This window comes from Pseudomonas sp. HY2-MNA-CIBAN-0224, assembly GCF_040310285.1.
Lineage (GTDB): Bacteria > Pseudomonadota > Gammaproteobacteria > Pseudomonadales > Pseudomonadaceae > Aquipseudomonas > Aquipseudomonas helleri.
In genome coordinates this window covers 41,375-55,171 of sequence record NZ_JBEOPQ010000034.1, presented here as the reverse complement: position 1 = coordinate 55,171, position 13,797 = coordinate 41,375, and the positions used below count along the sequence as shown (strand labels likewise).

Sequence of the window (13,797 nt, the reverse complement as noted above, 5' to 3'; positions counted from 1 at the left end):
GCTTGCTCGCGATCTTTTGATCGTTAAAAGATCGCGAGCAAGCTCGCTCCTACAGCTCGTGTTTACAGCGCGGAGGCCTCAAACCGGGCCTTGGCGCGGATCAGGTCGGCATCCACCGCATCCAGCCCGTCGATAAACGCCGTGGCAAACGAGCCGGGCCCTTTGGCTGTGGCTTCAGCCAGTTCGGCGGCCAGGGCAAAGTGCACATGGGCGCTCACCAGCGCGGTCAGGTAATCGCTGGCCACGGCGGTGTACGCCGCCACCAGCGCACCCAGCGAGCAACCCGACGCGGTCACTTTGGGCAACCAGGCGCTGCCACCGGCAATCTTGATGAGCCACGGGCGCGGCGGGTTTTGTGCATCAGCGACCCAGCCCACTACATGGTCAATGGCGCCCGAGGCCGACACGGCGGCAGTGTGCTCCAGCAACTGCACGGCGGCGGGCACCGCCTGTGCCGGGTCGTTGGAGGTGTCAAAACCACGGGCATGGCTGCCCAGCCCGGCCAGCCCGATGATCTCCGAGGCATTGCCGCGAATCACCGCTGGCTTGAACGCCAGCAATTGCGCGGCCACCGAGCCACGCCATGCCAGCCCGCCTGCGCCAATCGGGTCCAGCACCCAAGGGCGCCCGGCATCATGGGCAGCGGCCACGGCCAGGCGCATGCCTTCGACCTGCGCCGTGTTCGGCGTGCCGAGATTGATCAGCACCGCCCCGGCGATGCGCGCAAAATCGGCGGCTTCTTCCGGGTTGTCGACCATCGCTGGCGCGGCACCGGCGCTGAGCAGCACATTGGCCATAAAGTTGGCCGACACCACATTGGTCAGGCACTGCACCAGCGGCGTATTGGCCCGCAACGCCGCGTGCGTGGCAATCACAGACTCAATAGTCGGGGCAGCAAGGGCAGGGGAGTGATAGCTCATAAACACCTTCGTTGATAAACCAAAATATGTGACACACCCCCCTGTAGGAGCGAGCTTGCTCGCGATCTTTTGATCTTTAAAAGCTCGCGAGCAAGCTCGCTCCTACAGGGGATGTCTATTTCTTTTTAAAACACATGAGCCAAACGCAAGTTCAGTTGATAGTCGCGTTCAAACCCGCCGCGAACGTTCAGGTCCCTGGCCAGTGTCACCTGCACCTGATCCTTGGCGGTAACGTTGGTGGCGTACAGTGCGCGCCACTGATCAACCCGTGTGCGGGTGCCGTTGTCCACGCCGTCCAGCTGTTGCGCGCCGCCCCAGGTGTGGGAGTAGCCGATCGACACATGGGACGTGTCAGTCGGGTGATAACTCAACCAGTTGATCACCTGGTAAGAGCGGTCTTGCTTCAGCGTCTGATCACCGCCACCGGCGTCCGTGTTTTTGCCGTACCAGGTGATGTCGCCGATCAAGTCCCAGCTCCAGTATTGCCCGAAGCCCTGCACAAAGCCGCCCTGCACAATGCCCTTCCAGCGGTTTTCACCCAGGTTGAAGGCTTCGTGCTTATCGTAAGTACCGGTAGGCGCGACGATAAACGGCGAAATACCAAACCAGCGGCGCGCTTGCGGGTTGTTCACCAACCACACCGTCGAGGTCAGTTGCACGTCACCGATACCGCTGTTGCCATCAATGGACTGGCCGCCGATTTTCGCGTCATGCAACTGCCCGAACGGCAACACCACTTGCGGGTCAATCGTGTAGCCGAGCACCTCCATAAAATGCACGTAACGCAAAATGCCAATGTCAGACCTGAACCGATTACTGCCGTCGACTTTATTACCCGACGCATCGCGGTAAGTGTCGGCCGACGAATGTTGGTAATACAACAGCCCCAGATCAGTGCCCGGCGGCGCGGCAATGTAATCACCCGGGTCGGCTTCTGCGGCCTGGGTCTGTTGGGTGATGGATAGCAGGCTGAACAGCGTTAACGGTAAGGCGTAGTGGGTCTTCTTCATGGATTTATTGAAACGTCTGTCGTCATGTTTACGGGGATGTGGAAATCCGCAGGGGCGACGGTTGTTTCCTGTGGTGATCAGCGTACGCAGGCCGTGCTTATAATCAAAATCACATTTATCACTAACGATAGTGATATAAAAAAGCTGTCCATATGCCGTAAATACATAAGCTTATGACTTTTAATTTAAGCCGCGTATTGCGTTGACAGTCACGAAACAGGCTCATTAGTCTTCGCCCAATCTGAACAGAGGAAGACCCCCGTGGCCCTGAAAGTTTTATGGTATTTGAGCTTTGCCGACGGTACTTATCCGTGGTGCCCGGGCGGGTTATATCCGATTGATTTCGAGCGTTATCGAACGCTGGCGCACACCATTGAACAGGGCGGGTTTTATGGGGCGCATGTTGCAACTTGGCCGAATGATCCCTTTATATCGGCCTCGTTTGCGGCCAGTTATACCCAGCGCATCAAGTTCCTGATTTCTTTTTATTCGCGCATGGTCCCGGCCAAGTTATTGGCCCAACAAGCGCTCACGTTTGACCAACTGACCCAGGGCCGGTTGTTGGTCAATCTGGTCAATGGGCGTGACAACATCATGCAGGGCTACGGCATTACCACCTCCCATGCCGACCGCTACACCCTGGGCATTGATTACTGGCGCAAGTTTGCTTTTTCGTATGCCCAGGGCTGCAAAACCTACTTCCCGAATACCCCGCTGGAAATCCACCCGCAGCAAAAAGACGGCGTGCAACTGTGGGGCACAGGGGATTCAACGGCGGGCGTGGCCCACGCCGGCGAGTTGGTCAACGTGTACATGACCATGCTCCGTGAAGTGGCGGTAGTGAGCGAAAAGTTTCACAAGGCGCAGCAGGCTGCGCAGGCTGCAAAGCGCCAGTTCAGCGGGCTGGGCGCATTGGCCAGCGTGGTTGTACGGCCGACTGACAGCGAGGCGCTGGCGCACTTTTATGCGATGTTCGAAGCCACCGGCGTTGAGGTGTTGCGCGACAAAATAAACGAGTCCATCGTGCGGCGCAGTGGCGGCAAGTTCAACTTTGCCAACTTTGTCGCCCCGGATGCCAAGCGTGCCGGTTGGCTTGCCCGGCTACGTCAGCGGCAACTGCCGACCCTCGAAGAATTGCGCCTGGAAAACAACCTGTACGCCGGGATTACAGCGTGGTCAACGCTGGATGTATTCGGGACTGGCTCGTCGTCGGCGTACCTTGTCGGATCGCCCGACAGTATTGTGAATACACTGGGTATTTATCAACAAAAAGCCGGACTTAATGTCATTAGCCTGTCGGGTTGGCCCTTGCAGGAAGAAGCCGATTACGTGGCTAAGTTGCTGTTGCCCCGACTCATTTAATTAACAACTATTGATCTAAGGTGCTGCTAAAAGTTTATAAACAATTTTTTACAAGTGTTGGGAAACAAACACGTGTTCGGCAGTAGCGCTGTAACGCAACAGTCGCACTTACAACATTAAAACCTTAAACACCCGCAAATAAGGCACTTAGCCAGTTGGCACGTTCGCTGCAATAGCGTTGTCATCGTGAGATTGACTATGCCAATAGAAACTCGCCTATTTTCTATTCAGGTGGGGTAATAATTTGAAACGCGTGCACTTGGCTACTTCTGCTGTTAAACGGCATTCCTCCTTATTCGCTGTCAGCAGCGCCTTATTAACCCTTGCCCCGTTTGCCCTGGCCGATGACGCCAGCCCGAACGGCGAGCGACGTCTGGGCACGGTCACCGTGCAAGCCGCCCAACAAACCGAGGTGCAAGCGGCGAAAGCCAAACTCGACGAAGTGGCCGGCGGCACCAGCCTGGTCACTCAGGCGGAAGTCGAAAAGGGCCGCTCGGCCACCCTTGAAGACACTCTGGCCTATCAGCCGGGCGTGTATGCCCAGGCGGCGGGCGGCAACGATGCGATCAAGATCTCGATTCGTGGCTCCGGGGCTAACACCTCACCGGGGTATTTCCGTGAAGGCACCAAGTTTCTCTTTGACGGCCTGGCGCTGACCGGCGCGGGCGGTACACCTTATGAGTTGCTCGACACCCAGGGCCTGAACTACACCGAAGTGCTGCGCGGGGCCAACGCTTTTGAATACGGCGCCTTGTCGTTGGGCGGCGCCATCAACTTTGTCACCAACACCGGGCTGACTGCACCGGGCACGCGCATCAAGGTCGAAGGCGGCAGCTTCGGCTGGGAAAAAGAAACCCTCAGCACCGGCGGTGTGGTGGGCGATGCCGACTACTTTGTCAGCGTCGACAACTCCAAGCGCGACGGCTTCCAGGACTTCACCTACACCAAGGCCAAGGGCATCGTCAGCAACTTCGGCTACCGCTTCAGCCCCAAATTGGAAACCCGCGTGTACCTGCGTTATCGCGAGGAATACCACGAAAACTCGGGCCAACTGACCTTGGCCCAGTTGAAGAAAAAACCCTCGCAAACCAACATCGCCACCCGTGATACGCGCGGCGATTCGACCAAGCTCGGCTCCACCTGGATCGGCAGCAAAACCACCTACACCTTTGACGATGACGCCAAGCTCGAAGCCGGGCTGGTGTACCACGACTACCCGCAGATACTCAGCCGCAAAAGTACCGTCAACCCCAACTACTGGGATTGGCGCGACATCAACTACTCGCTTAATTACACCCGTACCGATCACCTGTTCGGCCTGTCCAGCACCAGCACGGCGGGCTGGACCAGCACCCAGCACATCAATGCTGGCGTGCGCACCTACAAAGGCAATAAAGACCTCGGCATCCTGCAAAAAGACGTGAAGTACGACGGCTCGTTTGACCACGTGTTCAGCCTCTGCAACGACCTGGGCCTGACCGACAACCTGTATCTGTCTACTGGCGTGTCAGCGATCCAGATCAAGCGCAACGTCAAGGTCTCGTACAGCGACCGCCCCAACACCAGCGGCCTGCCGAGCGAGTACCTCTACGATGAGTGGCGGTTCGCCCCGCGCATTGGCCTGCGTTATTACATCGCCCCCGACGTGCAACTGTTCGGTAACGTCAGCCGCACCATCGACCCGCCAAGCTCCTGGTCGATTTCCGGCTCGGGCGTCACCACCAACTACACCAAGCCACTGGTGCCACAAACCGCCAACACCGTGGAGTTCGGCATCAAGGGCAAATACGGCATCTTCGACGGCAGCCTGGCGTTCTATAAGTCGTGGGTGAAAAACGAGCTACTCAACGTGCAGGTGCTTCCGGCCACTGCCACCGCGGCTGCCGTGGTGTCTACCTCCAACGCGACACCGACCATTCACCAGGGCATTGAAGCCGGTTTGAGCACCCGCCTGTGGGAAGGCGCCAATGGCGACACCTTGAACTGGCGTCAGGCGTACACCCTCAACGACTTCCACTACGAAAACGACCCGCTGTTCAAAAAGAACGAACTGCCGGGCTTGCCCAAGCACATCTACCAGGCCGAGTTGCAGTACCAGTTTGCCAACGGTTTGTATGCCGGGGTCAACGTGCGCACTGCGTCCAGCACCGCCGTGGACTACGCCAACAGCTTCTACGCGCCGTCCTACACCCTGTGGGGTGCCCGCTTTGGCTTCGACGATCCGGGCAAAACCTGGCAGGTGTACCTGGACCTGAAAAACCTCACCAACAAGGCCTACGTGACTGCCGTGGCACCGTCGTATGACGTGCAGGGCAAAGACACGGCGGTGCTGTACCCCGGTGATGGTTTCGGCGCCTTTACCGGCGTGACTTACAACTTCTAAGCCTGCGCAGCCAGCGTCGCGAAGTACGCGGCGCTGGTGGAGGAAGCACATGACCCTGACCACAAGGCTTGCCCGCCTGGCGCTGATCGCCGGTATCGGGCTGCTGGGCGCCTGCAAACCGGCCAGCGAAGCGCCGCGCGCCATCGTCGTCAATGCCGATGCCAGCGCCAGCCAGCCCGATGACTACCGCGAAAGCAGCCCCGGCAAACCGGGCGGCACGCTGCGCCTGTCGACCTCATCCGACACCACCACGCTCGATTTGCATTCGATTTCCCACGGCAACACGCAATGGCTAGGGCGCATCCTGTTTGACTGCCTGGTGTACCAGGACGAGCAGGGCAACATCACGCCTTGGCTGGCCAAGTCCTGGGAAATTTCGCCAGATGGCAAGACCTACACCTTTCATCTTCGTGACGACGTGACGTACAGCGATGGCGAAAAATTCAACGCCCGCGCGCTACAGCTCAACCTCGAACACATGCGTGACCCCAAGACCAAATCACCGCTGGCGGCGGCCTACATCGCCCCGTACGTGGACGGTCGCATCATTGATGAGTACACCTTCGAAGCGCACCTGCGCGAACCCTATTCACCGTTTCTCGATGTACTGGCGCAGTCGTACCTGAGCATGCTGTCGCCGCGCCAGATCGTCGAGGCACCCAAATCCATTGCCGAACACCCCATCGGCACCGGGCCGTTTGTGCTCGAAAGCTATACGCGCGACCAAGGCCTGAACTTCGTCAAGCGCAAGGGTTATCACTGGGCACCCGAAGTCACCGGGCATCAGGGCGAGGCCTACCTCGACCGCCTCGAAGTGAGCATCGTGCCCGAGGCGATGATCCGCTTCAGCTCGCTGGAGTCGGGGCAGTCCGACTTCACCGTCGATGCGCCGGCGCAAAACGCCAAGGCCATCCGGCAAAACCCCGATTTGCATATCCGTAGCCTGATCCGCAAGGGCAACCCGTTTCGCAGCCTGCAGTTCAACACCGAGAAGTTCCCGTTTCAGGACGTGGTGGTGCGCCGTGCCGTGACCAAAGCGGTTGATCGCGATGGCATTGCCTGGATCGCCGGTTTTGGCGAGTACCAGCCTAAAAGCGATTTTCTGGCCAGCAACACGCGCTTCTACGACCCGGCCTACAAAGACGTGCTCAAGTACGACGTGGCCGAAGCCAACCGCCTGCTCGACAGCGCCGGTTGGGAGCAGCGTGACGCTGAGGGTTACCGGGTTAAAAATGGCCGGCGCCTGGCGGCCGAGTTGCTGACTTACGAAACCGGTGCCTACCCCAGCAGCATTGCCGTAGCGATTCAGGCTGACCTGAAAAAGGTCGGCTTCCAACTAACCATCGACCTCGCGCCGCTGCCGCAAATCCTCGAAAAACGCTATGCCGGCAACTTCCAGGTCATCGCCGCGGGCTACTGGCACACCAACACCCCGGACGGCCTGTACATCCTCTACCACAGCAAATCCATCAGCACGCCGAGCTTTATCGGGCAGAACATTGGCAGCTTTCGCGACGAGCCACTCGACGCCGCCCTCAGCGCTGCACGGCAGACCACCGACCCGGTTGAGTTGCAAAAGCTCTACAGCATCGCCCAGCAACGCCTCACCGAAAACGTCCCGGCAGCGCCGGTGTACGAGAGCCATGTGCTGGTGGCCTACCGCAACGCGGTCAAGGGCTTGATCTTCGACACCTCGCACAACACCCCGATTTTCACCACGGTCTGGCTCGACCAGGAGGCCAAATGAATCCGCTGCGCCTGATCCTTCGTCGATTGTTGTCCGGCATTGGCGTGCTGTGGGGCGCGGCAACCCTGACCTTTCTGGCCATCAACCTGAGTGCGGGCGACCCGGCGATGGCCATTCTTGGCGGGCCGGGGGCCAACCCGAGCGCCGAGCTGATAGCTCAGGTGCGCGCGGAATACGGCCTCGACCAACCCTTGATCGTGCAGTACGGCCAGTACCTGGGACGCCTGGCCCAGGGTGACTTGGGCGACTCGTACAACTTGCGCCGGCCAGTGGGGCAGGTCATCAGCGGGCAACTCGGCGCCACTGTGCAACTGTCGTTGAGCGCTGCGGCGCTGGCGGTGCTGCTGGCCGTGGTGGTGGCGGTGCTCAGTGCCAACCGGGCGCCGTGGGTGCGCTCGCTGGTGTCGGGCACAGAACTGGTGCTGTCGTCAGCGCCTTCGTTCGTGATCGGCCTGGGGTTGCTGCTGGTGTTCGCGTTTGGCTGGCACCTGTTGCCGCCGTCCGGCTCCAACAGCTGGCAAGCCTTGATCCTGCCCAGCGTGGCTCTGGCCTTGCCGGTGGCGGCAGTGCTCAGCCAGGTGTTGCGCCAGGAACTCGAAGACACCCTCGAACAACCCTTTATCGCCATGGCTCGCGCCCGTGGCCTGTCTGAAACCGGGGTGCGCCTCAAGCATGCCTTGCGCCATGCGCTGGTGCCGCTGGTGACCTTGTCCGGCTTTGTGTTTGCCAGCTTGCTGGGCGGGGCGGTGGTGATTGAACTGCTGTTCTCGCGCCAGGGCATCGGCCGCCTGATGCTCGACGCCGCCAACACCAAGGATGTGCCGCTGCTGCTGGGGATCACCCTGCTGGCGGCAGCGATTTATGTGGTCGTGAATTTTCTCGTCGACCTGATCAATCACCTGGTGGACCCGCGAGCGAAAGCCGTGTGACGCCATCTTTTCGCAAGGACTTGCCATGACCGACACCACTTCCTACCGCGCATTGAAGGCGCGTTTCCAACCGCTGTTCGACCAGATCGCGGCCGGGGCCATCGAGCGCGAGCAGCACCGCGAACTGGCCTTTGACGCCGTCAACCAACTGCGCGAGGCGGGCTTCACGGCGCTGCGTGTGCCGCAGGCTTTGGGCGGCGCGGGCGTCAGCTTGCCGGTGTTGTTCCAGCTGTTGATTGACCTGGCCGAAGCCGACTCCAACCTGCCGCAGATCGTGCGTGCGCATTTCGGTTTTGTTGAAGGGCGCTTGTCCAGCCGCGACGCCGCCTCGCAGGATTACTGGTTTGCCAAGGTGGTGGCCGGGCAATTGTGGGGCGCGGCCATGGCCGAGCGCAGTGACAGCAGCACCAATTCGGTGTCGCTGGCGCCCAACGACCCGCACAACGAAAACGCGGGCTGGGTGCTCAACGGCGAAAAATACTACTGCACCGGCACCATCTACGCGGACTGGGTGGCGGCGGTGGCGATGCACGACAAAGACTTTTTCAGCGTGGTGGTGGCCGTCGATGCGCCGGGCGTGACCCGTGAAGACGACTGGGACGGTTTCGGCCAACGCCTGAGCGGCAGCGGCACCACGCGCTTCGACCAGGTCGCGGTGGCGCCAGAGCACGTGCTGCGCCGTTTCAAACCCGGCGAACTGCGCGCCGAATCGTACATCTCATCGTTCTACCAACTGTTCCACCTCGCCACGCTGGCCGGTATCGCCCGGGCCGCCTTGCGCGATGCCACGGCTTTTGTGCAGGGCCGCACCCGCGCGTTCGGCGTGCCGGGCCAGTCCAGTCCCAAGGATGACCCGCTGGTGCAACGGGTGATCGGCCGCCTGTCGAGCCTGGCCTATGCCAGCGAAAGCCTGGTGCTGGCCACCGCCAACGTGCTGGAAGGCGTGCATCAGGCTGAACTGACCGACAGCGCGCAGGAAACCGATTACGTCGACGCCGACATTCGCACCTTCCAGGCCCAGCAAGTGGTGCTGGAGCAAGTGCTCGAAGCCACCACGCTGTTGTTCGAAGTCGGCGGCGCCTCGGCCACCAGCCAAGCCCGCCGTCTTGACCGGCACTGGCGCAACGCCCGTACCCTGGCCTCGCACAACCCGGCCATCTACCGCGAGCGGGCGCTGGGCAATTACTACCTCAACGGCATCAGCCCCGGCGCGGCCTGGCGTGCCCTGCATGAGCAGGACAGCGCCCACGGCGCCACCCGCGATGAAGCCAGCGCGGTTTAAGCCCGCCCTCAGGAGTTGCACATGAGCCAGTCCATCCACCCAGGCACCGTTGCCAGCGTGATTCAGGCCGAGCCGTTGTTCGCCATGCAATCGCGCAATGCGCGGCGCTGGGCGATACGCCCGGGCCTATTGCTGGCCGGGTTGTTCGTATTGCTGCTGTTGATCGCGGCTATTGCGCCGGGCTGGCTGGTGGCGGGCGACCCGCTCGACGCCAACTCGCGTCTGGCCTTTAGCGCCCCCAGCAGCCTGTTCTGGCTGGGCGCCGATGAAAACGGCCGCGACATCCTCACCCGGCTGGTCTACGCCGTGCGCCCGTCGCTGGTGCTGGGCGTGGCCGCCACCGCGGTCGGCCTGCTGTTGGGTACTTTGTTGGGCCTGACGGCGGGGCTCGGCCCGCGCTGGCTGGACGGCGCCGTCATGCGCGTGATTGACGTGCTGCTGGCGTTTCCCGACCTGTTGCTGGCGCTGGTGATCATCACCTTCTTCGGCCAGGGCCAGCTCAACATCATCCTCGCTATCGGCATCGCCAACGTGCCGCGTTATGCGCGTCTGGTGCGGGCGCAAACTCTGGTGGTGCGCGGCGCCGGTTACGTCGAAGCGGCCACCACCCTGGGGCTGCCCCGGCATTTGGTGATCTGGCGGCACGTGCTGCCCAACGCGATCAAACCGATTTTGATCCTGGCCACCATCGGCATTGGCGGCAACATCGTCAACGGCGCGGCCTTGAGCTTTTTGGGCTTTGGCGCCGCGCCGCCAGCGCCGGAGTGGGGCGGGATGCTCGCCATGGGCCGCAACTACCTGGCCAACGCCTGGTGGCTGGTGGCATGGCCCGCCCTGGCAATCACATTGACCGTGGTCTCGATCAGCGCGATCGGCCGCGAACTGTTGCGTCGCAGCGAAGGGAAACGGGCATGAGTACACAACCTCTGATCGATGTGCAAAACCTCTATGTGCGCTTTGGCGCGCACGCGGCGCCGACTCTCAAGGGCGTGAGCTTCCAGGTGCATCCCGGCGAGTGCCTGGCGCTGGTGGGCGAGTCCGGCTCGGGCAAAAGCGTGACCTCGCGCACCCTCGCCGGGCTCACCGGCGCCCGTGCCCAGGTTCAGGCCAGCACACTGGCGTTTGCCGGGCAGGACCTGCGCCAGTTCGATGAACGCACCTGGCGCAAAATACGCGGCGCACAAATCGGCTTTGTCATGCAGGACGCCCTGGGCTCCCTCGACCCGTTGCGCCTGGTGGGCAAAGAAGTCGCTGAACCGCTGCACCTGCACACCGACCTCGACCGGGCGCAGCGTGACGCCAAAGTCATCGAACTGCTGCGCGCGGTGGGCGTGCCCGAGCCGGAATTACGCGCGCGGCAGTACCCGTATCAATTGTCCGGCGGCTTGCGCCAACGGGCGCTGATTGCTTCGGCCATCGCCTGCAACCCGCGCTTACTGATCGCCGACGAACCCACCACGGCCCTCGACACCACCGTGCAGGCGCAAGTGCTGACCTTGCTCGAATCCCTGCGCGGCGAGAGCACCGCGATGCTGATCGTCAGCCATGACCTGGCCGTGGTCTCGCGGCTGGCCAACCGGGTGGCGGTGATGCACAACGGCATCATCGTCGAGCAGGGCAACGTCGACGACGTGCTGCACGACCCGCAGCATCCCTACACCCAATACTTGCTGCGCACGGGCAGGGCGGTGCACTTTCGCCGCAACCAAAGCGCGGCGCGTACCCCGCTGAGCATCGTCACGGCCAAGGCCGAGCAAACGCCGCCGCTGTTGCAGGTCAACGGCTTGAGCAAATCCTTCAAGGGGCCGGACGGCAAACAGCGCACCGTGGTCAATCAGGTGTCACTGCAACTGCGCCGGGGCAAAACCTTGGGCATTGTTGGTGAGTCCGGCTCGGGCAAAACCACCCTGACGCGGATGATCCTCGGTCTGGAAACCCCCGACAGCGGTGACATCCACATCAAAGGCCAGCCGTGGCTGAGCCTGTCTGCGGCAGAAAAACGCCAACTGCGGCGCAGCATTCAAGTGGTGTTCCAGGACCCACTCAGCTCCTTCGACCCGCGCTACAGCGTGCGCCGTGTGCTCAACGAAGCGCTGGAAGTGGCCGGGCACAAGCGCAGCGAATGGCCCCGCCGCGCGGAGGAACTGCTGACGCTGGTCAAACTTGACGTGGCACTGTTGGAGCGCCGCCCGATCGAACTGTCGGGCGGCCAGCGTCAGCGCATCGCCATCGCCCGCGCCCTGGCGGCGCAGCCGCAGATACTGGTGTGTGACGAACCGGTGTCGGCGCTGGACGTCTCGGTGCAGGCGCAAATCCTCGAACTGCTCGACGACCTCAAACAACGCCTGGGGCTGGCCTGCCTGTTCATCTCCCACGACCTGGGCGTGATCAACCACGTCAGCGACGACGTGCTGGTAATGAAAGACGGCGTGGCCGTCGAAAGCGGGCGCGTGCGCGACGTCTTCGACCACCCGCAACACCCGTACACCCAAGCCCTGCTGGACGCCATCCCGCACCTGGAAAGCGGCCGCCGCATGGCCTTCGACTTCCTTAAATTAGCCATTTAACCCGTAGTCGCAGCCTCGTGCCTCGTCAGCGGCTACAAAACCGGCCGTAAGGCCGTTGCGCAGTAAATGGATATGCCCACCTGACAACCACGTATCCTCACCGAGAACCCCCTGAGTGACCATCGCCCAAACCCTCCCGCACACGCGCCCGTTATCGCGGCGCGTGCCGATGATCATTGGCTGTGCGCTGTGCATGGAACTGATCGACTCCACCGTCGTCATGACCGCCTTGCCGCAAATGGCCAGCGACTTCGGCGCGCCGAGCATCCGCATGAACCTGGTGGTTTCGCTCTACATGCTCGGGGCTGCGCTGTGTGTGCCGGTCAGTGGCTGGGTGGCCGACCGCTACGGGCCGCGTCGATTATTCGTGATCGCCATCTCGCTGTTTATCGCCTCATCTCTGGCCTGCGCTGCTTCCAATTCCCTGCTGCAACTGTGCCTGGCGCGCATGCTCCAGGGCGCGGCGGGGGCGATGATGGTGCCCGTGGGGCAGTTGATCCTGTTGCGCTGGTCACCCCGTGAAGACCTGCTGCGCAACCTGTCGTACCTGACCATCCCGGCGTTGATCGGCCCCATGCTCGGCCCGCCGTTGGGCGGCCTGATGGTCACCTATTGGTCGTGGCACTGGATCTTCCTGATCAATGTGCCCATCGGTTTGGTCGGCATCGTGCTGGTGCTGCGCCATGTGCCGTACTACCCCGGCGTGCGTGAGCAGGGGCTCGACGTACGCGGGCTGGCGCTCAGCGCGGTGGCCATGGCGACGCTGGTGTTTGGCTTCGAAGCGCTGGGGCACGGCCTGTTGCCGCATCTGTGGGTGGCGCTGATGATCGCCCTCGGCGTGCTCTGCGGCGCGTTATACATCCGCCACGCACAACGCTGCGCCGAGCCGCTGCTGGACCTGAAACTGCTGCGCATCCCCAGCTACGGCATCAGCTTTTGGGGCGGCAACCTGCTGCGTCTGGGCACCTCGTCGTTACCGTTTTTGCTGGTGCTGATGTTCCAGCTGTGTTTTGGCCTGAGCCCGTTGCACGCCGGGCTGCTGACCTTGGCCGGAGGCGCCGGGGCCTTTGCGATGAAACTGCTGGCCGTACGCGTGGTGCGCCGTTACGGCATCCGCCGCACGCTGGTGATCAACGCCGTGTTAACCGGCCTCACCCTGGCCTCATGCGCGAGCTTTACCGACGCCACCCCCTACAGCGTCATCGTGCTAATGCTGTTCGGCAGCGGGGTGATTCGCTCATTGCAATACAGCACCCTCGGCGCGCTGACCTACGCCGACGTGCCTGCCGCACTGAGCAGCCGCGCTAGCAGCCTGTCGGCCATGACCGTGCAATTGAGCATGAGCCTGTCGGTGGGTCTGATGGCCTCACTGCTGGGCGTGTTGATGAACCTGCGCGGGCACAGCGTGCCGCAAACCAGCGATGTTGCCGCCATGCTGGTGCTCTGCGGCATCGCCTGCATGGCCTCGGCGCTGGTATTCCGCCGCCTCGCCGCCGGTGCGGGCGAAGCAGTCTACTGATGCACCCAACCCCCCTGTAGGAGCGAGCTTGCTCGCGATCTTTTTAAAGATCAAAAGATCGCGAGCAAGCTCGCTCCT

Annotated in this window: 10 protein-coding genes; 8 read left to right on the top strand and 2 right to left on the bottom strand. The window is 61.9% G+C overall.

Features of this window, described 5'->3' with window-relative positions; genetic code table 11:
• Window positions 1-62: 62 nt before the first annotated feature.
• Both thiM and AAEZ03_RS16070 read right to left on the bottom strand, forming a co-directional pair.
• Window positions 63-920, bottom strand: a complete 858-nt coding sequence (gene thiM / locus AAEZ03_RS16075) for a hydroxyethylthiazole kinase (RefSeq protein WP_048370739.1) — start codon at window positions 918-920, stop codon at window positions 63-65.
• Window positions 921-1,045: 125 nt separating this feature from the next.
• Window positions 1,046-1,930, bottom strand: coding sequence for a transporter (locus tag AAEZ03_RS16070; protein WP_123749856.1), 885 nt, complete (start codon window positions 1,928-1,930; stop codon window positions 1,046-1,048).
• 261 nt (window positions 1,931-2,191) lie between these two features.
• On the opposite strand from AAEZ03_RS16070, the gene AAEZ03_RS16065 reads away from it, so the two are divergent.
• The 8 genes from AAEZ03_RS16065 (at window position 2,192) to AAEZ03_RS16030 (ending at window position 13,719) form a co-directional block, all read left to right on the top strand.
• Window positions 2,192-3,292, top strand: a complete 1,101-nt coding sequence (locus AAEZ03_RS16065) for an LLM class flavin-dependent oxidoreductase (protein WP_350579918.1) — start codon at window positions 2,192-2,194, stop codon at window positions 3,290-3,292.
• Window positions 3,293-3,545: 253 nt separating this feature from the next.
• On the top strand, window positions 3,546-5,675 hold the full coding sequence (locus AAEZ03_RS16060; protein WP_350579926.1) for a TonB-dependent receptor family protein: 2,130 nt from the start codon (window positions 3,546-3,548) through the stop codon (window positions 5,673-5,675).
• Between the two features lie 49 nt (window positions 5,676-5,724).
• Window positions 5,725-7,422, top strand: coding sequence for an ABC transporter substrate-binding protein (locus AAEZ03_RS16055; RefSeq protein ID WP_350579915.1), 1,698 nt, complete (start codon window positions 5,725-5,727; stop codon window positions 7,420-7,422).
• Window positions 7,419-8,351, top strand: coding sequence for an ABC transporter permease (locus AAEZ03_RS16050; RefSeq protein WP_048370734.1), 933 nt, complete (start codon window positions 7,419-7,421; stop codon window positions 8,349-8,351). Before AAEZ03_RS16055 ends, AAEZ03_RS16050 begins: the two co-directional genes overlap by 4 nt.
• Before the next feature lie 25 nt (window positions 8,352-8,376).
• Window positions 8,377-9,633 (top strand): acyl-CoA dehydrogenase family protein, encoded by a 1,257-nt coding sequence (locus AAEZ03_RS16045; protein ID WP_350579912.1) that lies wholly within the window; start codon window positions 8,377-8,379, stop codon window positions 9,631-9,633.
• A gap of 84 nt (window positions 9,634-9,717) precedes the next feature.
• Window positions 9,718-10,548: an ABC transporter permease gene (locus AAEZ03_RS16040; RefSeq protein ID WP_315975358.1), complete on the top strand. Its 831-nt coding sequence runs from the start codon at window positions 9,718-9,720 to the stop codon at window positions 10,546-10,548.
• The gene (locus AAEZ03_RS16035) at window positions 10,545-12,200 is read left to right on the top strand and encodes a dipeptide ABC transporter ATP-binding protein (RefSeq protein WP_350579909.1); all 1,656 of its coding nucleotides are present in this window, start codon (window positions 10,545-10,547) and stop codon (window positions 12,198-12,200) included. Before AAEZ03_RS16040 ends, AAEZ03_RS16035 begins: the two co-directional genes overlap by 4 nt.
• A 169-nt stretch (window positions 12,201-12,369) precedes the next feature.
• Window positions 12,370-13,719, top strand: a complete 1,350-nt coding sequence (locus AAEZ03_RS16030) for an MFS transporter (RefSeq protein ID WP_350579922.1) — start codon at window positions 12,370-12,372, stop codon at window positions 13,717-13,719.
• Window positions 13,720-13,797 lie beyond the last annotated feature (78 nt).

Coding starts and splice junctions, on each gene's coding strand:
- AAEZ03_RS16030 (WP_350579922.1), top strand. CDS start 12,370: ATGATCATTGGCTGTGCGCTGTGCATGGAACTGATCGACTCCACCGTC.
- AAEZ03_RS16070 (WP_123749856.1), bottom strand. CDS start 1,930: ATGAAGAAGACCCACTACGCCTTACCGTTAACGCTGTTCAGCCTGCTA.
- thiM (WP_048370739.1), bottom strand. CDS start 920: ATGAGCTATCACTCCCCTGCCCTTGCTGCCCCGACTATTGAGTCTGTG.
- AAEZ03_RS16055 (WP_350579915.1), top strand. CDS start 5,725: ATGACCCTGACCACAAGGCTTGCCCGCCTGGCGCTGATCGCCGGTATC.
- AAEZ03_RS16035 (WP_350579909.1), top strand. CDS start 10,545: ATGAGTACACAACCTCTGATCGATGTGCAAAACCTCTATGTGCGCTTT.
- AAEZ03_RS16040 (WP_315975358.1), top strand. CDS start 9,718: ATGCAATCGCGCAATGCGCGGCGCTGGGCGATACGCCCGGGCCTATTG.
- AAEZ03_RS16045 (WP_350579912.1), top strand. CDS start 8,377: ATGACCGACACCACTTCCTACCGCGCATTGAAGGCGCGTTTCCAACCG.
- AAEZ03_RS16050 (WP_048370734.1), top strand. CDS start 7,419: ATGAATCCGCTGCGCCTGATCCTTCGTCGATTGTTGTCCGGCATTGGC.